26 protein-coding genes are annotated in these 24,943 nt (G+C 48.0%); 7 read left to right on the top strand and 19 right to left on the bottom strand.

What is annotated here, in order from left to right; translation table 11 throughout:
* Nucleotides 1-159: 159 nt before the first annotated feature.
* Complete coding sequence (locus G5574_RS19000; protein WP_244964652.1) at nucleotides 160-1,443, bottom strand: HAAAP family serine/threonine permease; 1,284 nt, start codon at nucleotides 1,441-1,443, stop codon at nucleotides 160-162.
* A 394-nt stretch (nucleotides 1,444-1,837) separates the two neighbouring features.
* Here G5574_RS19000 and G5574_RS18995 point away from each other — a divergent pair, with 394 nt between their 5' ends.
* Complete coding sequence (locus G5574_RS18995) at nucleotides 1,838-3,031, top strand: zinc-dependent alcohol dehydrogenase (protein WP_054634334.1); 1,194 nt, start codon at nucleotides 1,838-1,840, stop codon at nucleotides 3,029-3,031.
* Nucleotides 3,032-3,064: 33 nt separating this feature from the next.
* Here the strand turns inward: G5574_RS18995 and G5574_RS18990 are convergent, their stop codons facing one another.
* Entirely contained in the window at nucleotides 3,065-4,327 is a 1,263-nt protein-coding gene (locus G5574_RS18990) for an acid phosphatase (protein ID WP_054688004.1), read from the bottom strand.
* A gap of 376 nt (nucleotides 4,328-4,703) precedes the next feature.
* On the opposite strand from G5574_RS18990, the gene G5574_RS18985 reads away from it, so the two are divergent.
* A complete protein-coding gene (locus G5574_RS18985; RefSeq protein WP_033737441.1) occupies nucleotides 4,704-5,897 on the top strand; it encodes an AI-2E family transporter in 1,194 nt (397 codons plus the stop codon).
* Between the two features lie 48 nt (nucleotides 5,898-5,945).
* On the opposite strand, the gene G5574_RS18980 is transcribed toward G5574_RS18985, so the two are convergent.
* The 3 genes from G5574_RS18980 to G5574_RS18970 form a co-directional block, all read right to left on the bottom strand.
* A complete protein-coding gene (locus tag G5574_RS18980; RefSeq protein ID WP_033737439.1) occupies nucleotides 5,946-6,263 on the bottom strand; it encodes a hypothetical protein in 318 nt (105 codons plus the stop codon).
* A 140-nt stretch (nucleotides 6,264-6,403) separates the two neighbouring features.
* A complete protein-coding gene (locus G5574_RS18975; protein WP_039342914.1) occupies nucleotides 6,404-6,823 on the bottom strand; it encodes a DUF4186 domain-containing protein in 420 nt (139 codons plus the stop codon).
* A 21-nt stretch (nucleotides 6,824-6,844) separates the two neighbouring features.
* Nucleotides 6,845-7,117, bottom strand: a complete 273-nt coding sequence (locus tag G5574_RS18970; RefSeq protein WP_033737438.1) for a cupin domain-containing protein — start codon at nucleotides 7,115-7,117, stop codon at nucleotides 6,845-6,847.
* Between the two features lie 160 nt (nucleotides 7,118-7,277).
* Here G5574_RS18970 and G5574_RS18965 point away from each other — a divergent pair, with 160 nt between their 5' ends.
* Nucleotides 7,278-8,180 (top strand): lipid kinase, encoded by a 903-nt coding sequence (locus G5574_RS18965; protein ID WP_164483049.1) that lies wholly within the window; start codon nucleotides 7,278-7,280, stop codon nucleotides 8,178-8,180.
* On the opposite strand, the gene G5574_RS18960 is transcribed toward G5574_RS18965, so the two are convergent.
* The gene (locus tag G5574_RS18960) at nucleotides 8,177-8,902 is read right to left on the bottom strand and encodes a YoaK family protein (RefSeq protein ID WP_054688006.1); all 726 of its coding nucleotides are present in this window, start codon (nucleotides 8,900-8,902) and stop codon (nucleotides 8,177-8,179) included. The two genes, G5574_RS18965 and G5574_RS18960, sit on opposite strands and share 4 nt — an antisense overlap.
* 555 nt (nucleotides 8,903-9,457) lie before the next feature.
* Between G5574_RS18960 and G5574_RS18955 the strand changes: the two genes are divergently transcribed.
* Nucleotides 9,458-9,907 (top strand): hypothetical protein, encoded by a 450-nt coding sequence (locus G5574_RS18955; protein ID WP_243835872.1) that lies wholly within the window; start codon nucleotides 9,458-9,460, stop codon nucleotides 9,905-9,907.
* A 17-nt stretch (nucleotides 9,908-9,924) separates the two neighbouring features.
* Here G5574_RS18955 and G5574_RS18950 read toward each other — a convergent pair whose 3' ends face one another.
* Nucleotides 9,925-11,220, bottom strand: a complete 1,296-nt coding sequence (locus G5574_RS18950) for a glycoside hydrolase family 28 protein (protein WP_244964694.1) — start codon at nucleotides 11,218-11,220, stop codon at nucleotides 9,925-9,927.
* A 291-nt stretch (nucleotides 11,221-11,511) separates the two neighbouring features.
* Between G5574_RS18950 and G5574_RS18945 the strand changes: the two genes are divergently transcribed.
* The 3 genes from G5574_RS18945 (at nucleotide 11,512) to G5574_RS18935 (ending at nucleotide 13,280) form a co-directional block, all read left to right on the top strand.
* Nucleotides 11,512-12,006, top strand: coding sequence for a hypothetical protein (locus G5574_RS18945; RefSeq protein ID WP_054688007.1), 495 nt, complete (start codon nucleotides 11,512-11,514; stop codon nucleotides 12,004-12,006).
* A 9-nt stretch (nucleotides 12,007-12,015) separates the two neighbouring features.
* Complete coding sequence (locus G5574_RS18940) at nucleotides 12,016-12,462, top strand: DUF421 domain-containing protein (protein ID WP_033737433.1); 447 nt, start codon at nucleotides 12,016-12,018, stop codon at nucleotides 12,460-12,462.
* Between the two features lie 140 nt (nucleotides 12,463-12,602).
* Complete coding sequence (locus G5574_RS18935) at nucleotides 12,603-13,280, top strand: class I SAM-dependent methyltransferase (protein WP_244964651.1); 678 nt, start codon at nucleotides 12,603-12,605, stop codon at nucleotides 13,278-13,280.
* Nucleotides 13,281-13,504: 224 nt separating this feature from the next.
* Here G5574_RS18935 and G5574_RS18930 read toward each other — a convergent pair whose 3' ends face one another.
* The 12 genes from G5574_RS18930 to G5574_RS18875 form a co-directional block, all read right to left on the bottom strand.
* Nucleotides 13,505-13,837, bottom strand: coding sequence for a DUF6694 family lipoprotein (locus tag G5574_RS18930; protein ID WP_033737428.1), 333 nt, complete (start codon nucleotides 13,835-13,837; stop codon nucleotides 13,505-13,507).
* A 345-nt stretch (nucleotides 13,838-14,182) separates the two neighbouring features.
* A complete protein-coding gene (locus G5574_RS18925) occupies nucleotides 14,183-14,839 on the bottom strand; it encodes an EAL domain-containing protein (RefSeq protein WP_164483048.1) in 657 nt (218 codons plus the stop codon).
* 45 nt (nucleotides 14,840-14,884) lie between these two features.
* Complete coding sequence (locus G5574_RS18920; RefSeq protein WP_164483047.1) at nucleotides 14,885-16,597, bottom strand: PglL family O-oligosaccharyltransferase; 1,713 nt, start codon at nucleotides 16,595-16,597, stop codon at nucleotides 14,885-14,887.
* A gap of 48 nt (nucleotides 16,598-16,645) precedes the next feature.
* Nucleotides 16,646-17,497: a hypothetical protein gene (locus G5574_RS18915; RefSeq protein WP_244964650.1), complete on the bottom strand. Its 852-nt coding sequence runs from the start codon at nucleotides 17,495-17,497 to the stop codon at nucleotides 16,646-16,648.
* Nucleotides 17,498-17,621: 124 nt separating this feature from the next.
* Nucleotides 17,622-18,191 (bottom strand): fimbrial protein, encoded by a 570-nt coding sequence (locus G5574_RS18910; protein WP_164483046.1) that lies wholly within the window; start codon nucleotides 18,189-18,191, stop codon nucleotides 17,622-17,624.
* 13 nt (nucleotides 18,192-18,204) lie between these two features.
* Nucleotides 18,205-18,834 (bottom strand): hypothetical protein, encoded by a 630-nt coding sequence (locus G5574_RS18905; protein WP_226376971.1) that lies wholly within the window; start codon nucleotides 18,832-18,834, stop codon nucleotides 18,205-18,207.
* Nucleotides 18,831-19,400 (bottom strand): fimbrial protein, encoded by a 570-nt coding sequence (locus G5574_RS18900; RefSeq protein WP_050504786.1) that lies wholly within the window; start codon nucleotides 19,398-19,400, stop codon nucleotides 18,831-18,833. Before G5574_RS18900 ends, G5574_RS18905 begins: the two co-directional genes overlap by 4 nt.
* Nucleotides 19,393-20,013 carry a fimbrial protein gene (locus tag G5574_RS18895; protein WP_226374641.1) on the bottom strand — a complete coding sequence of 207 codons (621 nt, stop codon included), beginning with the start codon at nucleotides 20,011-20,013 and terminating at the stop codon, nucleotides 19,393-19,395. The genes G5574_RS18900 and G5574_RS18895 overlap by 8 nt, the downstream gene beginning before the upstream one ends.
* 5 nt (nucleotides 20,014-20,018) lie before the next feature.
* Nucleotides 20,019-20,759, bottom strand: coding sequence for a fimbria/pilus periplasmic chaperone (locus G5574_RS18890; protein WP_164483045.1), 741 nt, complete (start codon nucleotides 20,757-20,759; stop codon nucleotides 20,019-20,021).
* A 90-nt stretch (nucleotides 20,760-20,849) separates the two neighbouring features.
* The gene (locus G5574_RS18885) at nucleotides 20,850-23,363 is read right to left on the bottom strand and encodes an outer membrane usher protein (protein ID WP_164483044.1); all 2,514 of its coding nucleotides are present in this window, start codon (nucleotides 23,361-23,363) and stop codon (nucleotides 20,850-20,852) included.
* A 22-nt stretch (nucleotides 23,364-23,385) separates the two neighbouring features.
* Nucleotides 23,386-23,931 carry a fimbrial protein gene (locus tag G5574_RS18880; protein ID WP_158281340.1) on the bottom strand — a complete coding sequence of 182 codons (546 nt, stop codon included), beginning with the start codon at nucleotides 23,929-23,931 and terminating at the stop codon, nucleotides 23,386-23,388.
* Nucleotides 23,932-24,020: 89 nt separating this feature from the next.
* Nucleotides 24,021-24,548, bottom strand: coding sequence for a fimbrial protein (locus G5574_RS18875; RefSeq protein WP_164483043.1), 528 nt, complete (start codon nucleotides 24,546-24,548; stop codon nucleotides 24,021-24,023).
* Between the last annotated feature and the right edge of the window lie 395 nt (nucleotides 24,549-24,943).

Genomic DNA, 24,943 nt, shown 5'->3' with positions numbered 1-24,943 from the left:
GTTTAGTAACCCTGTTAAGGAATAAGAATTATTCTCGTTAACTTTAACATGCAAATTCGTAAAAAATTTAAAACTTTTTTTAACGAATACGTCTGAAGCCGTGAACAGAGGATCGCTGTCCGGCAGAAACACAGGGCGGCGTTGCCAGCCGCCCGTCAGTCACGCCTGCAAAAGCGAATAGAAAATAGCGGAAATGGCAATCAGCCCACTGGCCACCACAAAGACATTACTGAGCTTGCCGCTGTATTGACGCATGGCAGGAACACGATGAATAGCGTACATCGGCATTAAAAACAGAATGACCGCAATCACCGGGCCGCCCAAGGTTTCAATCATGCTCAGAATATTAGGATCGAGCGTCGCCACCAACCAGGTCGTCAGCAGCATAAAGCCTGCCGTCAGGCGATTCAGCCGCTGAGGCGCAATCGTCTTGCCCCGGCTACGCAGCGCTTTGTTAACGATGCCGTTAAACCCTTCGCGTGCCCCTAAGTAGTGCCCGAGAAAGGATTTAGCGATTGCGACCATGGCGATTACCGGCCCCGTCCAGGCGATCAGCGGCGCATTAAAATGGTTCGCCAGATAGGACAATATCGTAATGTTCTGAGCTTTCGCTGACCGCAGGTCATCAGGGGACAGGCTCAGCACACAGCTGAACACAAAGAACATGACGGTCAGCACCATTAACAGGTGCGCGCAGGCCAGAATCCGTGAGCATTTTTGCTCAGCCTGGGCGCCGTATTCCTGACGTTTGGCAACCGCAAATGATGAGATAATCGGCGAGTGATTAAAAGAAAAGACCATCACCGGCAGGGCCAGCCACAAGGTGCTCCACAGGTTGCCGCCGCCGCTGTGCAACGTTTGCAGTGCAGCGCCGTGCCAGTGAGGAATCAGGCAGACGGCCATCAACATCAGCACCGCGACGAAGGGATAAACCAGCACGCTCATCGCCTTGACAATCATGGTCTGGCCGAAGCGCACCACCGTCATCATGCCCACAATTAACAGCAGCGCCAGTAAGGCGCGCGGGGGCGCAGTCAACCCAAGTTGATTGACCATCAGGCTTTCGACCGTATTCGTCATCGCCACGCTGTACATCAGCAAAATGGGGTAGATAGCAAAGAAATAGAGCAGCGTGATCAACCTGCCTGCGCCAGCCCCAAAATACTCCTCCACCACATCCGTGATGTCGCCCGCCGGATGACTGCCTGACAGCACGAAACGCGTTAAGGCGCGATGGGCAAAAAATGTCAGCGGAAAAGCCAGCAGCGCCATAATTATCAGCGGCAACAGACCGCCCATCCCCGCATTGATGGGCAGAAACAGGACGCCTGCGCCGATTGCGGTGCCGTAAAGCCCCAGCATCCAGACGGTATCCGTTTTACGCCAGCCCGTTTCTTCTGTAATGCGGGCAGATTCCAGGGGGCGGGTGTGCGAGGTTTTCATTAGCTTTTCCAGAGTATGCATCAGCCGCAAAGGCGGCCAGTTGCGGGTAAAAGTGTGGCCGTTCTCAGAGGGAACAGGTAAACGCGGGCGACAGGAATGCCTCAGGCTGCCGCTGCGTAATCGATTGCGCGTGCGTTTTTTTACACTATCTGACGACCTGAGTTCAAGTAATGCGTCATATCTTGCAGATTCCGGGCGGGTTATGCGCATCATCCCCTACAGGAAAGGCTTTACAGGCCGTGGTTGTTTCCTGGTTTCACCCCACCGCTCTGCTTACCCGTTTTTCCCTCACTACACTTCAAGCACCCTTACAAATTTTGGCGACGACTGTTGTCGGGCTGGTATCGCCGACCGCGCCGTTGCTGTCCTTCACCGGTTTACAGGAGTCAACTACATGAAAGCCTTAACCTGGCATGGTCCGCATAAAGTCAGCGTTGATAATGTTGCCGATCCCGGTCTGGAAGCGGCCGATGATATTATTCTTCGCGTTACCGCCACGGCTATTTGTGGCTCAGATCTGCACCTGTACCGGGGAAAAATCCCGGGTACGGATCATGGCGACATTTTTGGCCATGAGTTCATGGGCGAAGTGGTGGAAGCAGGTCGCGCAGTGACCGCCGTGGCAAAAGGTGATCGGGTGGTGATTCCGTTTGTGATTGCCTGCGGCGACTGCTTTTTTTGTCATCTGCATCAGTATGCCGCGTGCGAAAACACCAACAGCGGAAGAGGCGCGATCCTAAACCGCAAAAAAATTACGCCACCCGCGGCCCTGTTTGGCTACAGCAAACTGTACGGCGGTATCCCCGGCGGTCAGGCGGAATATGTCCGTGTTCCCAAAGCGAATACCGGTCCGTTTAAAGTGCCTGCAACGCTCCCGGACGAGAAAGTGCTGTTTCTGTCTGATATCCTGCCGACCGCCTGGCAGGCGGTCAAAAACGCTGAGATCAAGCCGGGTTCAAGCGTCGCGATCTTTGGTGCAGGCCCCGTCGGCTTACTCAGCGCCGCCTGCGCCCGCCTGGAGGGCGCAGAACAGATCTATATGATCGATCATAATGACTACCGGCTGGACTTTGCGAGGGAACGTTATGGTGTGATCCCGATTAATTTCGATAAAACTGACGATCCCGCCGCCTGGATCATTGAACACAGTGCGGGCCATCGCGGCGTGGATGCGGTCATTGACGCCGTTGGTTTTGAAGCCAAGGGCAGCCTGACAGAAACGGTATTAACTAACCTGAAACTGGAAGGCAGCAGCGGGAAAGCGTTACGTCAGTGTATTGCGGCTGTTCGCCGGGGCGGGATTGTCAGCGTGCCCGGTGTGTACGCCGGCTTTATTCACGGCTTCCTGTTCGGCGATGCGTTTGACAAGGGCCTGACCTTCAAAATGGGCCAGACGCATGTTCATGCTTATCTGCCCGACCTGCTCAGCCTCATCGAAAAAGGGCATTTAACCCCGGAAGAGATTGTGACGCACCATATGCCGCTGGAGGATGCGGCACGGGGCTATGCCATCTTTGAAAAACGGGAAGAAGCGTGCCGAAAAGTAATTCTGGTGCCGGGCATGACGCCAACCCAGGCGACGCTGTAGCAAACACGGGCGGGGTTTCCCGCCCGTTACAGGTTAACGGTGCTTCGCCTGGGCGTAGGCCGCATCTAAATCCAGCCGCTGCCAGAATGCCTGATCCGCGCCCGGCCCACCCAGTGGGTAACCGGCGGGTAACGCGCTTTTCACCATCAGCGCACGGCGCTGCTTCGCCGACAATTGAGGCAAGGCGGTTTCCAGCAACACCTCTGCGCCGTCGGGAACCGTTAACCTGGCCTTATTGCCTGCCACCTTCGGCAGGTTATAGCTCATGGTGAAACGGTAAAACGGCTTCATGCTGCCAGTGCCATAGGGATCATCCTGTCCCGCAGGTTTTGCGCACACCGCTAATGTGGTACCACACTCTTTTTCCAGCGCACTGCGCAGTTGCTGGCGAGCCTCTGCGAATAACGTCCGGTAAGCAGCATCATTCAGATAATGTGCAACGTTATATTGGGCCACCATGCGCGATCCCATCACGTCCAGCGGATAATGTACGCCCAGAACCAGCCGCGAATACCCGTAACGCGCGCCCCGTTGCAGCAACGCATCAAAACGTTCCGGGATCATCTCAGCCAGCAATAACGCATCGGTGTAGCCGGTATTGGTATGTCCGCTGGGAAAAGCCCCCCCATCGGCCGTATAAGGCTGGTTATCTTTGATCACCGTGTCATCCGGCACCAGATGAATCGTATTGCCTTTGTGCAGGAAAGGACGTGGATAGTCGAAGTGTTTTTTTGCCGCGCTGGTGCTGACTTCACTGGCTTTTATCAGCGCGGCAGCTTTACTCAGCTCGCCTTTTTCATAGGCCGCAAGAAAAGCTTTACCTAAGCGCGGTCCCAGGGCATCGGCAAGGAAATACAGATAGCTAATCCCTTCGGCGTCCGCCAGCGCCTGACGGCGTTCGCCCTGCGTGGCATTAAGATTAATTGATGTCACTGTGGCCCGGTTAGCGTTCATCACGTTATCCGGCAGCGTACTGAATCCCGATAACAGCGCAATGCCCGCCTGTTGCAGGGGTTGGGTCTGGAAATTGTAGCCACTGGCTTTCAGCCAGCGATAGTCGGCGAGTTTGTCACTTTGTTTCGCCTGTTTTAGCTGGTCACGGCTGAGCGTAGGTGCACCGTTCTGGATGGCCGTGCGCTCTGCCGCCAGCGCCTGCAGTTCAAGCGCATTGAATACCGGACTGGATGAGCCCTGAGACGTTTTGTTCGCCAGCGCACTGGCTTCAGACAACGGGATTGCCTGCGCCTGTTGCGTCACGAACAGCGCCGCCGCAATCAGGGTAATGTGCATTTTCATTATTATTCCTTTTTTCTCTGACCTTGCCGGTTGTCACGCTAGCATTGCTGTATGACAGTTTTATTTCGCAAGCCTGGGCCGCGCGTCAGCCGTCAGTGGCAGGCTTATCTCAGAAATCTGTCGCGCTGCGCCAGCAAAACCGCCCGAACCCGCTACGCTAAGGTAGGCATCGTTCGCGGCCGCGGCCGGGGGCGCGACATGGCCTGTCTCTCGTCGGTTGTCTGCGACTGAAGAATGCGCTGGCGAAAGCAGCGTGAGGAGAAAATAAAAACAGAATTGATCGTTGATTCCCGATGCCACATTCATACACTTTCGGGTGGCCAATGCCCGCATCGGCATACGTGCTTATCAAGGGATGTTTACATGAGGTTATCCTATGCGCTTTAAAGGACTTACTATCGGGTTTTTCCTGCTGATACTGGCCATCGCGACGGTGGCTTTTTTCGAGGTATTAGCGCCCTACTTCTCGCCGATTCTCTGGGCTGCCGTGCTGGCCGTGATCTTCCATCCGCTGAAAACGTATTTGCGAGGCAAGCTGGGCGATCGTAACGGGCTTGCCGCCCTGCTGACGCTGTTATGCATCTGTCTGATCGTCTTTACGCCTTTAGCGATTATTGCGTCATCGCTGGTGGTCGAAGTGAATACGGTTTACCACAAGCTGCAAACCAACTCGGCCCAGTTCCCGGTCGTTTTCGCCGATCTGCTGCAACATCTGCCAGGCTGGGCCAAACATTACCTTGCAGAAAACAACCTGGACAATGCTACGCAGATTCAGCAAAAGCTGTCGGCCTTTGCCCTCAAAGGCGGCCAGTACCTGGCCGGTAGCGCCTTTATCATCGGTAAGGGGACATTCAGCTTCACCGTCGGCTTCGGCATCATGCTCTATCTGCTGTTCTTCCTGTTGAAAGATGGGTCGTATCTGGTCCATCTGATTCTGGAAGCGCTGCCGCTGTCTACCTATGTAAAACATCATCTGTTTAAGAAGTTTGCCGCCGTGTCGCGCGCGACGGTAAAAGGCACGGTCGTGGTCGGTGTGGTACAGGGGATTTTAGGTGGGCTGGCCTTCTGGATTACCGATATTGATGGCAGCCTGCTCTGGGGGGCCTTGATGGGTTTCCTGTCGCTTATTCCTGCCGTCGGCTCCGCTATTATCTGGGTGCCCGCTGCGATTTTCTTCTTCGCAACCGGGGCGTTGTGGAAGGGGCTGTTTCTTGTGGGCTTCTTTGTGGTCATCGTCGGGCTGGTGGATAACATCCTGCGCCCACTGCTGGTCGGCAAAGACACCAAAATGCCTGATTACCTGATCCTGATCGCCACCCTGGGCGGAATGGAAATCTACGGCATCAACGGTTTCGTCATCGGCCCGGTGATTGCTGCCCTGTTCATTGCCTGCTGGAATTTACTGTCCGGACGCGATAACCGCGAAAACATCGAGGAAATCGATGAAGAGTTTATCGAAGAGGGGAAAAAACAGTCTGATACGGCGCAGCAGGATGCCGCAGAAGCAGAGGCGGCAAAGGCCGAAGCCTTACAGGCTAAGACCGTTCCGGCCGACCCCGAACAGAAATAGGGAATAAAAAAACCCACCAGCGGTGGGTTTTTTCTACACAAAAGCGGCTTAGTTGGTCGCTTTGTTTTTCAGGTCTTCGGCACCCTGCTTGGTTTTATCCCAGCCTTTCTCGGTGCCTTCTTTAGTTTTGTGCCAGCCTTTCTGCGCACCTTCAGAGATTTTGCTTGAGGTGGCATTGCTCTTACCTTCCGCTGCATGCTCAGACTTCAGCTTCAGCTCCTGGCCTTTGTGCTGCGTCTGATGCAGTTTTTCTTTAGCGGTATCTGCGCCTTTATGCGCTTCAGCGACAGTTTCATCCGTTGTGGTAGCAGCGAAAACTGGCGAGGCCAGTAAAACAGCAGACAGTGCAATAATTGCTTTCTTCATCGTAATTCCCTCTTGTGTGAAATTTGTCGTCTTGCGTAATTATCCTGGCACAGGAGACCAAAGAACGATTTAAGAATAGACCTGAAATGAAATATAGCGAACCTGACTGGTTAAAAGGACACCAGAGGTATAATCGTTGCCTATAACAAATCGAGTTGCTGAGGCGACGGGTCCGGTGCCGCAGGTTTGCGCACGCGACGTGGAGGAGGGGGTTGCTGCATAGCCTGGTGAATCCAGTCCATGATCACTGCTACCACATAAGCCTGCTGATTATCAGTCAGCGTCTGATGTTGCGCAATACCGTGCCACTTTGCCAGGCATCCGCGACAGCAGGTCGCCGTCGCATGCTGAGCAATAAAGACCGGATGACCGCGCATCGGCGTTTGCTTGCCGTCATTCACCGGATGGGCGGCGGACAGACGCTGGTGGATAAACCCGGCGGCGTGCTGTTGCACCCCGGCCTGCCCTTTCGCAAGACAGTAATCGTATTCTTTACGACCCAGACGAAAACGCTGGCGAAAAGGCGAGCGCGACAGACGCGCAAACAGGTCCTCAAACATTGTTCTTCTCTGTCTTAACGATCACGACAACTTTCTTCCTGCCAGATAACGTACGCCCTGCGCGCCAAACGTCTCGCGGTGCGGTTGCCCGGCCTGCAAATGAAAAATGTCTCCTACCTGGTAGGTACGGACACCGTCTTCGGTAAACAGGGTGATATCCCCTTCAAGAATCAGCGCCATCGCCTCAAAAGGATGATCGTGCTGGTCCAGTTCACTGTGGGCTTCACGTTCGACAATGACCGGTTCTGCAAAGCCTTTCTCAGCCAGCAGCGTTCTGAATTGATGTTCTGTCATCGGCATCCTCGTCTGTCATTGGGTTTACTGGCAGTGTAGTCACTCGCGTGCTTTTTTGCCGTTACGTAAAGTAGCGCAAGCAAGGTTGTAACAGAGAATCCCGCATGTGTACTTTCTGCTAATCGTCTCGTTAACACGTCATCTCTTAAACGGATTAAGCATGCCGCACAGGGTAAAGACTGCGCTGTTATTGATCAATCAACGTTCACGCAAGGGCCGCATTGATGCCGCCCGCGCCACAGAACTGCTGCAGCAGGCGGGCATTGATCTGATCCTGCCCGCCCCGGGCGATCGACGTAGTTACCCCGATCTTATTTCTGCTTACGCCGGCCAAATCGATTGGGTGATTGTGGGCGGCGGCGACGGCACGCTCAATGCGGCAGCGCCGGGACTGATGCGCACCGGGCTGCCGCTGGGGATTCTTCCGCTGGGCACCGCCAATGATTTTGCGCGAACGCTGGGGATTCCCACTCAACTGGAACAGGCGGTCAGTGTCATTTGCCAGGGCCATACGCGCTCTGTGGATCTCGGTGAGGTCAATGGTCACCTGTTTCTCAACGTCTCCAGTATTGGTTTCTCGGCTGAGCTGGCTTGTAATCTTACGGCACAGGCGAAAAAGCGCTGGGGCGTGCTGGGTTATGCCTTTGCCGCGTTGCGCATTCTGCGGCAAAGTCGGCCTTTCCGCGCCACGCTGATTCATGGCGGCAAGGCAACCGCCATTAAAACCGTGCAGGTGTCGGTTGGCAATGGGCGCTTTTATGGTGGCGGAATGACCGTACAGCAAAGCGCCGCGCCTGACGATGGCTTGCTGGACGTCTACAGCCTCGAAATCAAACGCAGCTGGCAACTGCTGTTGCTGTTTCCTTCGCTGCGACGCGGCACTCATGGCCGCTGGCGCAATGTCCGCACGTTCAGCACGACCGCCCTGACACTGCAAACGCGTCGGCCACACTTTATTAATGCAGATGGTGAGATCATCGGGCAAACGCCAGCCCATTTCCGCCTGCTTAATGATGCGTTGAGGGTGCTGGCTCCCGCCCCCTCCGGCAGGGAAAAGCCTTAAGAGCTTACAGGTAGTGCGGGGCGCTTGCGCATAGCGCTCAGCGCCAGGATGACCAGCCCCAGCCCAATCAGCACCAGGAAGTAGTAATTGAGTAAATGCCAGAGCCCGATGCCGGCGATCCCGCCCGCCAGGAAAGAGAGGATCGTGTAGGTATGCAGCCGCAGGCGCTCAACATACAGCGGCGCGTCTTTTGGCGACGCCTTACGCCGAAGCACATCAAACAGCATCGCCAGCTCGATTCCAATGTCGGTGGAGGTCCCGGAGACATGTGTCGTTCTGACGCGCGCATTGGAGATGCGGGTCACCACCGCATTTTGCAGGCCCATCAAAAAACTCAGGCTCAGAATCAACAGCGCGCCGGACGACGCCAGCGTGTAATGGGCTTCGGTTATGCCCAGCGCCACCAGCGCCGCACCTTCCAGCAGAATATTCACAGCGTAGATTGTGCGAATCTGCCGTCGGCGTCCGGCATTAATAATCAGCGTCGATACCATCGCGCCAAAAATAAACATGCAGACAATCAGCAGGAAAAAGATGCCCTGATGCACATTGGCTTTGGCCAGATAATCCGACAGTGAGGATACGTTGCCTGTCATATTGGCCGAGAAGAAACCGACTATCTCAAAGGCAGCCGTGTTTAACGCGCCGGCGACAGCGGCAAGCGTGCAGGCAAGACGGCTGTCCGCGATATGCGTCCGTTCGGTTTCCGTGCTGATCAACATAATGTTCACTCAGATACGATGCGATTGGCTCTATCATTCGCTGAGTTCGTTAAGGAAACAAGCGCTAATTCAGCGACGTAGACCTCCGTCTGCCTGACTCTGTTTCACGAGAGGGTAGAAGCTATTACTGTGTCATTCGGCGCGAAGCCGGATGGCCTTTTCGGCTGGCGTGGCCTGTCTCCCTCTGTTCTGCTACTTACCGCCATAGAGAGACTGTTTCGACAACAATGCCGCACCTTATCAGGCTGTGTTCGCGTCTGTTGTGTTGGCCTCTGCTGCCCCGCTTCACGCTGTTCATAGCAACAGCATCAGAGAACATCGTCAGGAGAGCATATTTTATCTCGTCAGATCCGAACGCCGCGATAAAACCCCTCGCTAAAACAGTAATCGCCTCACTTTTCAGCCCGTTGCACCCTACTCTGTGGCAGATCAAGGTACCACGCTGCGCAACGCTTCATGCTTTGCGCTCCCTCCACCGACTCATTTATTAAGAGTATGAAACCGATTTCTAAAGCATTACTGACGTTAACAGCGACAGGATAGCTGGCTGGCAATGTGCTCGCTCAGCCGTTACGCGCACCGCTGCTGGGAAATTTGCAGGCCAGCGCACACCAGCGCTGTGGACAGGACATCACACTGCAACTGCTGAAAACGACCGATAACATCATGCTTATGGGCCTGAAAAACCGGGAAAGTGGCGAAACCGATCTGTTCATGTCCAGCAGCCCGTTTACTGCAGACAATAGCTATTCCCGCTTCGTGCCCGTGAAGTTCGATCAGTTGTCGAAGCACTTTATCGAAACGCATAACGCTGTGCTGGAGGTGATCTGGGGCGCAGCAAAAGACGATAAGAACGTGCTGCGCTATACACTGGCGTTAGGCAGTTACACCTATTCCTGCGGTGCCATTGAGTCCTGGCCGAATGATACGGCAAACCAGTTGTACGGTGAGCCGGATAGCAGCGATGCTGGCACTGCGGCAGAGAAAAAAGCGCTCAGGGAATAGCGCAACCCTCGACCTGTTTAACGGCACGCAGTCTGAGGCGCCCGCGTAAATTGACCATGAATAATGGCAAAGCGTTGTACTACCGTGGCCTGCTCAGCGATAGAGACATTTTTTATCGTCATCTCAAGCGGAAACGTCTCGCTGTACCCGTCCAGCGTAATTTTTCCGTTGCCTGTCCTGACGTTGTCGAAGGTGATATCCCGGTAATCGGGGATCATCGTGCCGCTGGCGTGCGGATCATAATGCGTATCAATGACCACGGGATTGTCCACATCCTGCATACAAATGTTTTGGTAGCGAACCGCCCGCACCTGACCACCGCGCGAGCGGTCGCTTTTGATGCGCAGGCCATTGGTCGTGCCGGTTAACGTCAGCCCGTTCACCAGCACATCGCTGACGCCTCGGTTTATTTCACTGCCAATCGACATACCATGACCAGAGCCAAACTGGTTATTCACGATGGAAATATGCGAGGCCGGTGCGTTTCCGGCTTTAATCGCCACATTGTCATCACCGGTACTGATCCGACTGTTGATTAACGTAACATCGCTGGACCCCATGGGATCCACCCCGTCGGTGTTTCGTGCCGTCGCGGGCGTGTCGATGGTGATGCCCCATAGCGTAATGCCCTCACTGTCACTGACAGCCACGTGAAAGTTTGGCGCATTCTTCAGGGTGATCTGATACAGCGTGATATCCCGGGCGTGATCAACCTGGATCAGCCGCGGCGCATTTTGCTTTGCGTCATCACTCTTGGCGCTGGCCGCCAGTTGCCACCAGGTTTGCGTCTTACCGGTGACAGAGGCTCCGCCCTGCCCGTCGATCATGCCCTGCCCGTATATCCCGCTACCGCGGACATGACTGAGAGTAATAAACGCCCTGCAACCGTTGCCCTGCGAATCCAGCGTGCCACAGCTTCCGCGCCCGTTATCATACAATCGTGGATCCGGAAGTGCGCGCAACACCGCTCCCTTATCAATGCCCAGACTGACACCCGAAGGCAAAGACAGTGGCCCGCTATAAAATACCTTCGCACGGGTTGAGGGTACTAACAGCACCATTTTGCCGGGCGGGCAGCTATCCAGCGCCTGTTGAATAGTCTGACTGACAGTGTATTGATCCATGGCCGGAATACGCTGGCAGACCGGCGGATAAACCGGTTGTGTTACCGTTCGTCGATCGCCCATTTGTGCCTGAGCGGTAAAACTGATCGCCAGGTCAACAATCAGGGCTAACAGAACAAAGGGAGAGCGATACATCGTCACAATCAGGTCAGTCATAGTGAAAGGGGCGACAGAGGGACAGGCCTTCACAATACGCAAGTCCTTCCTGGCAGGTAAAGCAGAAAAATGAGCCCGTCGCCGGAAGTGGTCAAAATGTTAAATTGATGCGCAGGGGTCAGCGAAATAAAAGCGGGATGGCTTCGTTTTCCCCTTTGAAATGCCGCCGTCCACAGCCTGGATACAGCGGATTTTGACCTTTATTCGCCCAAGGGATGGGTTTGACAGCACCAGGGCCAGTGCTACGCTTCTTGTCATATAACCGACTGATTTTTGGCAGCCTTCGCGAGGCCGGGCGGCCATTAAACGCTGAGGTATTGATGCATGATGCTCAGAAAACCCCGTATTAAGGAAAATATAAAAAACCTTAATTTTGAATATCAGTTTAGTCGTGCAGGGTTTATTTTACTGACAAGTATTGTTGTGGCGGCAGTGCTGGGGTTATTTTCTAACGGCCTGTTTAGCGAGCAGCACCTGCAGAATAAAACGCACACCTTACGTCTCGATTACGATCGGTTTGGCCGCCTGACCAGCGAAAACGAAATCAAAGTCTCCATCAAAGAGCTCAACGCACCGGACTATATTCTCAGCTTTGGAAAAACGTTTCTGGACGAATTTCAGATTGGCAGCATTAAACCTCAGCCTGACCGGATGTACAGCGAAAAGGGTTATGTCTACCTGGTCTATAACCACGCCGACAAACAGCCGACCTTCTCAGTCTGGCTGGCCCTTACCCCAAGGAAGCCGGGCGCTTTTAGTAATACCCTGCAGGTCAACAATGAACCCGAAATCCATTTCAGCCAGTTTATTTATCCGTAGGTAACCTTTATGGAAATGGTCCTCAGAGCCGCTGCGATATACCTGATCCTCCTCCTTGTGTTCAAAATTGCCGGGCGAAGAGCCCTGCTTCAGATGACCAGTTTTGATCTGATCCTGCTCCTCATCATCAGTGAGGCAACTCAACAGGCGCTACTGGGAAGCGATTTCTCCGTCACCGGCGCAATGATCACCATTATCACACTGATAGTGATGGATATGCTGTTTGGTTACATCAAGAGGAAACATAAAGGGTTTGAACAACTGATTGATGGCAGCCCGGCCATCCTGGTTGAAAACGGCCAGCCTTTTCCCGATAAGATGAAAAAAGTGAACGTCAGCGAGGATGATATTTTGCTGGTCGCGCGACAAAATCATGGGCTGTGCGAACTCGATGAAATTCGCTATGCCATTCTGGAAAGTAACGGGCAGATTTCGATTATTCCTGCTGAGAAATGAAACCCGTTTAATCCGCACCTGGCCATGGCGGCATTTCATCATGTGAGAAACGACACGAGGACCGAAAAGTCAGATACGGATCACGCATAGCCTGTATAAAATGCGTCAGAAGAGGATTCAGTGACGGCAGGAGGAGATGGGTGGTCGTGGAAAGCTATGACGATATCTATCGGCGCCTCAAAAATGAGGGCTATGAAGCCTGGACAGGAAGCGGCTTTTCGCGAGCCCGTCAGCGGCTCAGCGAGGTGCTTTATGAGCTTGAAGAAGCAGCATGGCTTCCTGACAAAGGGACTGTTCTTGAGCTCGGATGTGGCAATGGTGCCATGGCATCACATTATTTTGCCCGACAATCATTCATCGTTTACGGGGTCGATATCTCAGACGTGGCGATTTGCTGGGCCCGGGAACGCTTCAGGGAAGCAGGTCTGGTCGGTCATTTTAACCAAGGCAACGTATGCGACCTTTCTCTCTATAAAGATGCTCAGTTCGATGTCATCGTTGACGGCAGCTGCTTTCATTGTCTGGTGGGAACACAACGTACACATTGCCTTAAAGCCGTGCGCCGTGTACTGGCCTGTGACGGCGCGTTAATTATCAGCAGCATGTGTGGTTCGCCTAAACAAATAAGCGAATCTCTGCGTTATGACCCTGGACAGCACCTGTTACTGAAAGACGGCATTCCCTGGCGCACGCTGAAACCGCTGGACGACCTGACCGCAGAAATCACAGCAGCCGGTTTTAACATCCGTTATTTTTCAGTTAATCAGAATTCGTGGTGGGATCATGCAACGCTTGTGTGCCACAAGGCTTCCAGTTAGTGCAGCCCGTCATCGTATTGGTGCGGATTGCCCTTACCCGAATACTTACCGCTTTTTGCCCGACGCGGTTGGCAGTTCAATGCCAACAAAACGCCTGTAGACCGTAGGCATCAAGATTCCTGTAAAGATGGCGTAAAAAAGAGGCATACTAAGTATGCCTCATAGTGTAGTAACAGATTAATCAGACCGTAAATAAGCCGGGCTGAGAAACAAACACGCTGAGATTAGTTGGCTGCGCGCTCTTTTTTAATCTTATCTGCGTACTCAATAACTTCTTCGCCGGTCTTACCGGCCAGTGCGCCTTTGATCTTTTTATCAATCAGCGCACGTCCACCTTCATCACCGCTGCCCGCCTGCATCAGCTCTTTCATGCTGACCTGGCTGAAGGCGACAACCTGAATAGCATCGTTAAACGCGGCGCGCTTATCCTCTGCAAGTGACTCCCGAACTTTTTGAAGCGATGTCTGAAAAGCCTCTTCGGAAGAACCATCGATCTTAGGCTCTCCACATCCAGTGAGGACGAATGCTAACAAAACGACTGCGATTGCTTTTTTCATATGGGTTTTATCCTAAAAAAATTCTTATCAATCGTAAGTTTTTGTAGCAGTTTAATAAAGCTTTTTTTATTAACACTTACTGACTGATTACTACCTAAACGCCGCTACACGTTTGTTACGTTGAGTTTTCAGATAAACGACAAAAGAGGGTAACGTGTAGATTCATCGATGGATAAAAGGGGAAGATGCCAGGTCCACCGGCTGCCAGTCAAAACTGTTCATGCAAGTTTACTGAGTATTAAACATGTCTGAAGACAGCTTAAGACCTGTCCGAAGTATGCCAGACATTGCAATACATGAATGAAAACAGTTAACGAAGTCATCGGCACATTTTCTGATTTTGAATTAATACATTTTTTTGGGCACATTGAGTAATACCTTTCTTTCCGGCCACAGGAAACCTTGCCCGTACTGCGCATGTGTAAGCAGAATACGTTGTCTTTCTTGCTGCGTTTCAATACCTTCAACCAGAATCTGTGGGTAAATTACAGAAGCTTTTGAGATGAGGGCAACGATTCTGCCTGAATCTTTAATTTCATTTCGGTCAATTTTTATCCCATTTACTTGTAAAGGCATCCTGCTGATTAAAGGGATAAGCGTAGAAGTGACATCATCCAACCAGATACGCCATCCTGCCTGTCTGAGAACATCAACGCCTTTTTTAAAAGCGGTAAGCTCATCCCAGGAAAGGTGGGGCAGGTTTTCGGGATCCTGAACCTCCAAAATAATACGATTATCATGATTTATGTTTACAAGTTGCTTAATCTTATGGGTATTACAAAATATCTTCACGGGTAAATTAAGCCAGTACTCACCAGGAAATTTTGCTAAATATTCCATCTGCCATAGAAATAAAGAAAAAACCTTACCAGAAGACAGTTGTGAGAACCATTTTTCAGGGTTACTGTTTTTGATGCTTGACAATACTTCACAAGCAATAATCTCTCCAGTTTTGAGAGCAACAAGAGGTTGGAATCTGATTCCCTCAACATCACTAAGCATTTAAGGCCCATAGTTTTTGATAAATTAATTATGAAAGAGATTTTTTCATTTCCCACCCGAATGATCACAAATAAATCTTTTATCTTTCGGCCAGCGTCCATGAGCCTCATTACAGAGATAACGGTACTGCGAAGGCTGCTGAAGAAGCGCTATTCTAATCATGCTGTTATAAATATTTGGATCATTATGAGTTTTTAAGAAATCGTCTGCCCATTTTTGAAAAGCATACAGCACTGTGAGATCGCGATCTTTATTAAATCTTAAAAGCAGAGCCACATGATAATCAAAATCAACGCGTGCTCGCTGGCTATAGCGATTTGGAAAGGCCGACATCGTTTTTTCGGGCTCTACCACAAATGCCTGCAGGCCATTTTTTTCAATTTGTGTCAACTTTTGCTGCGTTATCAAACCGGTGAACGAAAAATAAATCATAAAAAGGGACACTGATCCCCAAAAGATTCTTGCCCGTAAAAATCTCGGTTTTATTTGCACTCCATTCTTCATTATTTCTTCTTTAACAGGTGATGCAGCCACGCCAGCAGCGAGCAGTAATAGCACTATTACCAGAGCATAAGCTGCCGACTGATAAAGAGGATATTCCAGATTCATATGTACTGCTACAGGCAATAAAAACGCCACACCATACCACTTTAGTGCCCCTCGTTCCCATAGTTGCCTGATGACACCAGCAACGATTAGCACTCCCCCACACAGAGCGATGACTCCACCTTCTACCCAGGCAAAAAGTAATTCGTTGTGAGGATGCGTTACCGTAGCGGCTTCAAGACCGGGCCAGACAGTCGAGGCCAGTTGACCAAAAACCGCCTCAAAGCTGCCATAACCCTGCCCTGTAATAGGTGACTGCATGATTAATTCTGTTGTCAACCGCATCATATAAAAACGGGCGCTATTCGATGAGGTTTTAACGATAACGGGCAGAAGCGGGCCAGGGAAAAAAATGGGTAAAACATACAGGATGAAAAGCCCGCATCCAGTGCCTGTCAGCAACAGTATAAGAGCAGTATAAGATCTGGTACGTTTTTCTGTGAACCCCTTCCACAGAACAATACCTGCACCGCCAATGACACCAATAAAAGCGGCTCGGGATTGAAGCACGACGATTATGCCCGCCAGTAATGCGATACTAAAACCATAATAATAACGTAATATCGTTTTCTGTTCTGTTTTATTCCTGTTAAAAACGAATAACAGACATACCAGACCTGTTGCCAAAAAAGAAGAAAGCACATTAACTTGCTGAAAACTTCCGTAAGGCCTTTCACCCGGCGAAAAAATCAATTGTAGAATGACGTAACCAGCCTGGAGTAAACACGCATTCACAATGACATGCAAAAATAAGTAACGAGATTTTAATCGGTAGGATAACGTGTGGTTAAGGGTAAAATAGAGAAAAATTAATACAATCAGAGCAACAACTCGTGGTAAAGCATTTTGAAACCAATCAAGATCTCGGGTAAGAAAAAGGGGGAAACACCATAAAATCACGCCCAATAAAATCACTCTCTCTCCGCCTGAAAGCGAGGATATTTTGACCCCTTCAAATTGTTTAGAAAAAGCACAAAACAATAAAACAAGAGCGATAACAAGCCATGTCAATAAATTTTGCGGCAGTGAAAGTCCTGAGCCGCCGCTATTAGGCAAAACATATAAGAATCCACCACACAACCAACACATGATAACACCTGATATATACATATGTATTTTAGGCATCATCTTTTTATTAGTTAAAACTTTCATAGTATTTATCGCAGGATGCGTTCTTATAAGAAAAATAAATTTATAAAATCAATCTTCTGACATAACAACCACAGAACTGGCACTAAAAGCACCTAATCGAATATCCTTGACCTTTACGTCTGGATTGCGGAAAAGATAAAACCTCACGGTTTTTTCATGAATACCATTTTGATAAACAGTACTTATGCTCTGTGCGTCCTCCTGCGCAAAGTGTCCATCAATATAAGGAACAATTTCGACGCCGCTGGAGGATGTATAGATAGTACGATATTTCCCTACCATTGAATTATGCAGAACCTCCATTTTTAAAGAGATACCCGCGTCACGCGTACAGGTAACAGGGATATTAATCTCTTTATAAATTGCGGCAGGATCTTCTGGGCTGGTAGTTAGATCTGTTCTTGTAACATTCCCGAAACGAACATGAATATCTCTGCCCCGGTTAATGTAACAGGTCGCTGCTTCGACCGGTAGTGGTACACCGTCACTGCATGAATAAGATTCATTGGGATCGACATAATAAGCATTATCCGTGCCATCCATATTTTGCAACGCAACACAAAATGATGCTGATGGCTGATTTTGTAATGCACTGGCAGCCCCACCAAAGTTAGGCTTCGATTTGGATATCGTTTTAGTTGTATTGAGAGTGTTAGTTGTCCGTGTATGCAATTGAAAATTAGCTGTTGAAATTGTACATTTTACTGCCTTTTTGCTCTGACAAAAAAACAACACTGCACTATAGTTTCCACTATACTGTGGATAAACTTTGTAGCCGTCTAATTCAGTGACATGGTTAGTCCCTGTGGGCATAGACCATCCTTCACCTATCAAAAATCCGGATTCAAGCCCTTCCTGAGTTGGATGGCAGTCGCCAAAACCCAGCAAACCATCCGTCATATGTTTTGATCCCTTAGGACAACTTTTGGGTAAAGGAATGCCTTTAACATTCGCCAGGGAAGTAACAGGAAGCCCAATGAGTAAAAGAAAAATTATTCCTGAAAGGTATTTTAAATAGTAATGCTTAATTATATACCACCGTCATGCTGGCAGAACCGGAAAAGTCATCGCCTTCCAGTGTTTTGGTTAACTGTTTAACTAATATTACTTCGAGTTGAGGCGGTGAAGCCAAATTAACCCTTTTTTTCTCATGAATCGTCATTGGTGCACCGTCCATCAGAATTTGCATTCCTAAGCCATTAATGCTGGTTTCAATCGTTTTTTCATCATCGAATCCGGCAGCTTTATTACCTTCTAATTCAAAAAAAACGTTATAGCCCGGCGTAGCATCCGAGCAAATAAATTCATACTGCAACGATTTTTTATATTTCCCGGATGAGATTTTATTGGGATCTACCGCATCAAATACAACATCCATAGATTCGTTGTTATTAATGATGCACCAGGGAGAAGTATCGAGTCTGGTCTGCATTAATACAAATGCGGAAAAACCACAAGATCCCGTTACTTCACCATTATCATCTACCTCGCTCTGACAACCATCATTACTACCGTCGTAAAAGGCTAACGCAAAATGAGAGGATATGCATACTATGAGTATGGCAATTGAAAAGAATATCCTGTTTTTTTTCATATTATTGAACACATTAATTAGGTTGGACAATCACATTGACGACGGCAAATAATGACATATTATCCTCTAAGTCAGCACCATACGGATCCAACTGAATTAACTGAAACGCCATACCTGTATTTTTTCCTACACGCATCCAATGAGGCCGCTGAGTGGTCACAGGATTTCCATTAAACAAAAGTTGTAAACCTAAAGATTTTACATACTTGAATAGAGGGAGAGACAGTAGACTCATTACACTGTTTTTTTGTCCCTTGACGGTACCGTAGACAGGATACACCTGAACCAGCATGTAACTTTCCAGTGCCAGTTCGCCAGTGCAGGTAAATTCGACGTTGAAATTTTTACGATATTTTCTGTCTAATATATAGCGGCCATTGTATGATCTAAATACCACTTCACCAAAATTATAATTATAGACGTTATCATTTTCGACAAGACCGCTTAGTGCATCACCAGGTCCGGGATTAAGTCCTTCAACGTTAAAATAGCACATGCCGGGATCGGTAACGATATTGCCATCAAAATAAATATTAGTTTTAAACGTTTCACCAGCAATAGCATCAAAAGCATAAAAAAAGACACATAACGCAGCCATCATCAAAGTCGAATTCATTTTCTTTAGAGAGGTGTTTAACATCATTCATACCTCAAAGTGAAGTTTGCTGTTGCTGTGAAATCACCAAGCATTACAGTTTTATTTTTTACCGCCTGAGGTTCACCTTGTATATAAGCACCCAATACGAAAAAAACATCATCATTATTGACAGAGCCCCGAACAGGCGAATGACTGTTAATTAAAACGGGGGAACCATTAACACCTCCGGACTTTAAACCTATTGCAATGCCTTCGGCCTGCCCGGATATATGAAGAAAACCAGGAAGTGTTTCACTTTCTACTCCACTGAAATCTATGGTCAATTCATTCCCCGGCTGGCAATTTTTCGCAGTGATAGTAAATTCCTTCGCTAAATCAGGCGAGTATGAATAAATGTCTTTTACGTTCACCTCTGAAAAATCAACCAGATGATCTTCACTAGCATCAATAACTTCACAGGTCGATATAACAAGTTTTCCTGAAACATTGATATTATCAATGTCAACAAATTCATCACTTGCAGAAGTCTTTACAGATAATAAAAAACCCGCAGTAAAAAGAATGATAATTGCAATAATTTTTAAGTGACGATAAATAAACATGTTATTCATAATCGACCTTGAAATTGGCTACCGCCCAAAAATCACCAAATAAAACTTGTGATTTCGTTTTAACGACCGATACAAAAAAAACAAACCGCTCTGTTTTATGAGAGATAAAGTACTTACCGCCCCGCTGATTTAATGAGACCATATTCATATCTTTGTCGCTTATTTTTAACGCAATCCCTTTGGCCCCCTGTACTTTCAGCAACGAAGTGAAGTCGTCATCAGCTAATCCTGAAAATGTAATCGTGGCTAATGGTTCTATATATGAAAACAGATTTTTTTTCCCAGGCATCTCTGATTGATCTTTAAATGAACGATAACAATCAGTCAGCCGGATACTAAACCTTACTGGTGTCGTCTCACTTCCTGGCTCTTCAAGCTCAGCCACATTTAATACACCTAAATCAATTTGTTGTAAAACCGAATTAAGATCCAGACGGCACGCGCCTTCGCTTAGTAAACCGTTCACAACAATTTGGCCATGCTCTCCCTCCACCTGCCAGGTATCATCTACTTTCGATGTGGCACTTACAAAAAATGAAGAAAGAATAAGACAACCAGCATAACACCCGGGTACTAGTCTACTTTTTAGATGTCTCAGGAGAACGTTGAACAAAATATTTAACCTGCTTTCTGCTCGGTGACCTTACAAGCATTACCTGAGCAACTAAAAATTAATTTTGGTCTTCCCCCCCAGTCGTTTATGTAAGTCAATACGGGTTGGGCTCCTAATTTTGCCGCACTCATTTCAACTATTTCGCTACTTTTCGGTGCAATCATTACCGATTTAAAATCATTGTTACTGGCAGCGTTATTAGCACTCATGTTGACTATCGTAATATAGTATCCCGTTGGATTGATAATACGGTAACGGTCGCCTTCACGACGCAATGTTAATGCTGTCTGAGGTACATCTCCACTTGCTAACTTAAGCGCCTCTGGTCGGTAAAACATTTTTATACGTGTTTGCAATGCAATCTGCAGCGTATTCGGTTTTTTGCTTTTAGGAGGGATCTCCCGGACATTAAAATAGTAAAGTGACTCTCTGTCTTGAGGATGTGAACTTCCCGCCATGGTCTGTACTTTGATTTGACCTTTTGAATTGGGTTCAATACGTTGCAAAGGGGGGAGCGCAATAAACTCGTTTTCAAGTTTTTTGCCCGAATTATCTTCAACCCATGACTGTGCCAGATAAGGGGCTTCTTTATTGTGATTAGTAATCGTTAATGTCTCAGATTTTTTATCGCCGTTAATAATCAGACGCGTGCGATCGAGTCCTACAGCAGCATTTGCTGCAGGAATAGTCATCACCATGATTGACGTTATAAAAAGCAATAGAAACTTTCTGTTGTTCGTAAGCATATAAACCTCTAATATAGCAATTCACAGGAAGTAATGTTTAAAGGCGTTTAAAAATAGTGGTTTTGCGTTAACGCAAGCCAATAATAAACATTACTCATTAATACAAGGCAGTAATAAGCTAGCAGTCTTTTCGTCTAGTTTTTCAGGAAGAATAAAGATACATCGTTCTTTGCCGTTCCAGCTTACATCCATTTTTCCACCCGGTTTCATACCAGATAGCCAGACTCTTCCGTTTTCAGCAATGATACCCGTCTGGATTTTATCTTCATTTTTTACCATCGCACCAAAAGGCGGAACAGAACCATCTTCGAGTTTGACGATAGCCATTCCTTTTTGTCCGGCTAAAATACCAAATTTGCGATAGCCGATAGCGCCCTTAGTCAGGGTATCTTCAACAACAGAACGCGTCGCTTCAACATCATCTGGTAATTCATCCAGATCGATATTAACGTTGCTGCGATAGTAACTATTTATGTCTGTTACCACGGCCTTACCAAAGTAATTGGTTTTGACATCGTTTCCGCCCCCGGAGACAGCAACATCACTGATCCCTGCCGTATCTACCATCAGTCGGGTGCCATCAACCCCGGATGAGCGGTGGAGTGCTGCGCCTTGTGCTGTTGCTGTCATTCCCCCTTCTACAGACAGACCCAGTGTACGATATCCATTATTTTCAAATCCGGCGGAGGCAGTCATTTCGGCTATACTGCCCGTGTAGTCGAGATAGCCATTAATCGAATGTTCACCATCCGAAGACGTGCCAATATCGACGTTGTAATCACTGTTATCGCCAAGGTTGTCACGCCAACCCACGTTTTGGCTTTGCGTCCCGCCTGAAGTTTGACCACTGTAGGACAAGGTACCTTCGCCAAAAGGCAGAGACAGACTTAAATAAACACCATCGTCATTAGTGTGATCATATTGTGTTCGATAGCCGGTGAGACTCAGACTGGCATTTTTGAAGCGACCCATATCAAAATTGCTGGAAAGTGAAAGATTCCATGTATCACTCGCAGCACGCTCCCAATAAGTTTGGTGGTTATAACTCAGGTATATTCCTGCATTAAGCTTTCTGAGTTGTTTTGCAATGGTAATGGTATATAACTCTTTACCCTTTCCCGGATTACTGTAAGCCGACGTTCTTGAGCTTAAAAACTGTGACATCGTCATATAGTTGCGGTCAGAAAACCGATAGCCTGCAAAGGTAATTTGACTATCATAATCATCAAACCGTTTGGAATAACTTAAACGGTAAGAGTTTCCTTTTCGGGTAACATGCTCATTTAATTTAGCCCGCGCTGAGGTGACATCCAGAGAAAGGGCGCCTAATGCTAATAAGTCTCGTCCCATACCTGCCGCAACGGTCAGGTAATCATTGGCAAAAAGCCCACCACCATAGACTGACCAGCCATTTGAGATCCCCCACGACAGTTCACCCGTAGCAAAATGAATATTTTGTGTGTGGTGTTCGTAATCCGATGGCTTACCTATTGCCAGTTTATAACGCACACTCCCTGGCCTGGTCAGGTAGGGAATCGTCGCAGTATCGACCTGAAATGTACGTCTGGTGCTATCCTGTTCCTGAATAGTGACATCCAGTTTGCCCATTACCGCATTATTGAGATCCTGAATGCGGAATGGCCCGGATGCTACTGTCGTTTCATAAATAACGCTGCCCTGCTGACTTACTGTTACTTTAGCGTTGCTTTTGGCCACGCCCACAACTTCTGGCGCATAGCCCCGTAAGTTTGGAGCAAGTTGCGCATCATCCGACGTTAAACTGGCACCTGTAAAACGAAATGAGTCAAATATCGTTGAGGGTAAATAAGATTCCCCTACTGTCAGTTCAGACTTGAGCGATTTGATGGCGCGAAAAATATAAAACCGGTCCCATTTGAAATTTTTCCTTAAAGTACCATCTTTACCAGATTCACGTTCATAATCGCCCTGCCAGTTTGCGCGTAAGCGCCAGGGGCCTATGTTAAATCCTGCCACCCCATTACCGCTTAATGACTGTGCATCCGAACTAGATTTCGACTGAGTGTGTCTCGCATTCAAGTAGTAATCCAGAATAAATCCCGGTATGCCGTCATCCCAGCGAGAAGGTGGCTCCCAGTTTTCAGAGGTATATTCCAGCAGAGACTGCGGTATATTAATTTTTAATATACCCGACCCCAAATCAGGCGTGACTGTCATGCCCGGCAATGAATTTACATCCAGACACTGGCCATCCTGCCACCAGCCTGCTTTTCTTATTTCATTTTCTTTAAAACCAAAGCGGCTGACTAAATCAGGAGAAAGGCACGCTAAAGAATCATCAGGTTTATCTTGAGGGGATAAGTAGCTAACTTTTTCCTCTGGAAATTCAGATTTATTAACAACAACATTGAATAGATATTCACCCGGCATCAAATAACCCGCGCGTGAGAATCGATTAATATCGACTTCATTACGTTCTTTAACGTCGAGCACGTCAATATTAAATTCCACCTCATCGCTGGCCGCGATAACACTTTCAGACATAAAACATGCGATGAATACGGCAAAGGCGACAGGACAAATGGATAACGTGAGATTGCGATTTTTATAATTCTGATTTCTCATAATATTTTATGTCAGGGAAAAATTAGTAATAATCAACTTTGAAACGCACAACAGCACGGAATTTCCCCGAATGCATATGGTGCGCATCTCCAACAATCCTCATTTGATAATCGAGTGTTTGTCTGCCTTGCGTGAGCTGACCAAATGGCATCGGTTTACCTGGAAAAGCATAATTACCAGCCATGTCTTTAATTTCGATGCCTATACCGCTGGCACCACTGACACCAAATAATTTTCCATCGGGGATTCCATCAAAAGTCACCTGGAAGTGGGTTTTATCTCCGCCAGTGGTATTGGAATCAAAAAGCGAGCAATGAATAAGATGAATAGAAAAATTTCTGGTGAAGCCTGCGCCATCATGAATGAGTTCACCTGTCGTTAACGCTGGTATGTCAATAAGCTGCTCTCTGTCATTGACTTCTATGGCACAGGGAGCATCAAGAATGCTGCCTTGCATACCGACAACACCCTGTCCATGTTCCTGCGAGTGGCAAATTCCAGATTCAGGCACGCATAATGTCAGTATGAAAGGCAGCATCCATAAAAATTTTTTCAATATTATTTCCATAAAAGATGCCTTTCCTGAAAAGGCATGAGCAGATCACGCTGCTCATGCAATCGAAGGCTAATGTATAATATTAACGTTCGCTTTCTGTCTTATTTATAAGCCAGAGTAAAGTTTGCTACAGAGGTGAAATCACCTGGGACAATAGTTGCGGAAGCACCGTCGCCCTGCAGGTATGCAGAAAATGCCAGGGTGTTAGTCCCATCCTGAATATCATGTGCAGGTGAAGCCTCACCCAGTTTGATGATCTGACCGGCACCATTGGTGATAGCAATTGATGCACCACTGGCTGTACCTGTAATACCTAACAGATCTTTATTACCTGCAGAAGCTGCACCGGTAAATGTTGCCGTTACGCTGTTAGAGGTTGCTGTATCGCACTGTTCAAGCTTGATGCTAAATGCTTTAGGTGCTGATTTTCCGCCATTTTTCAGCGCAGCATTGGTCACTTCACCTAAATCCACAGTCTGATTTGCAGACTCTGCAGTGATCGAACAAGGTGCATCAACAATTGAACCTTTGAAGTTGATTTCGCCATGACCCTGGTCAGCTGCAGTAGCGCCAAATGTAACCATCATTGCACACAGTCCGATTGATTTAACCGCTTTATTCAATTTCATTACAACAATCCCTTAAACTTAGATTTTTTATAATGCGAAATACGCATTCATCGCTCACACGCTTAATGAAAAGCATGGTTGCAGAAGAGAACCTATGTGCTTCTGAACGGAATAAATAATAATACCGACCTGAATTAATCAGCCAGAAAAAATCATGCAAACTATAACAACGAGATATTTACTCATCTTGCTCCACGCCCAAATAAAAATAAAGATAATAAAACCAAACAAAAGCATATAAGAAGTACAAAATATCGCACATGGTTACATTAATAGCGTCTTATTAAGTTAAAAACCTTTTAAAATAGCTCAAAAAACCAATCAAAAGACAATCGCGGCATAGTTATCGACTTATTTATTAGTGAAAAAAATACAAAAGAGACGGAACCCACTTT

Source organism: Pantoea stewartii, assembly GCF_011044475.1.
GTDB classification, from domain to species: Bacteria; Pseudomonadota; Gammaproteobacteria; order Enterobacterales; family Enterobacteriaceae; genus Pantoea; species Pantoea stewartii.
The sequence above is the reverse complement of the archived record's forward strand: the minus strand, read 5'-3'. Positions and strand labels throughout refer to the sequence as shown.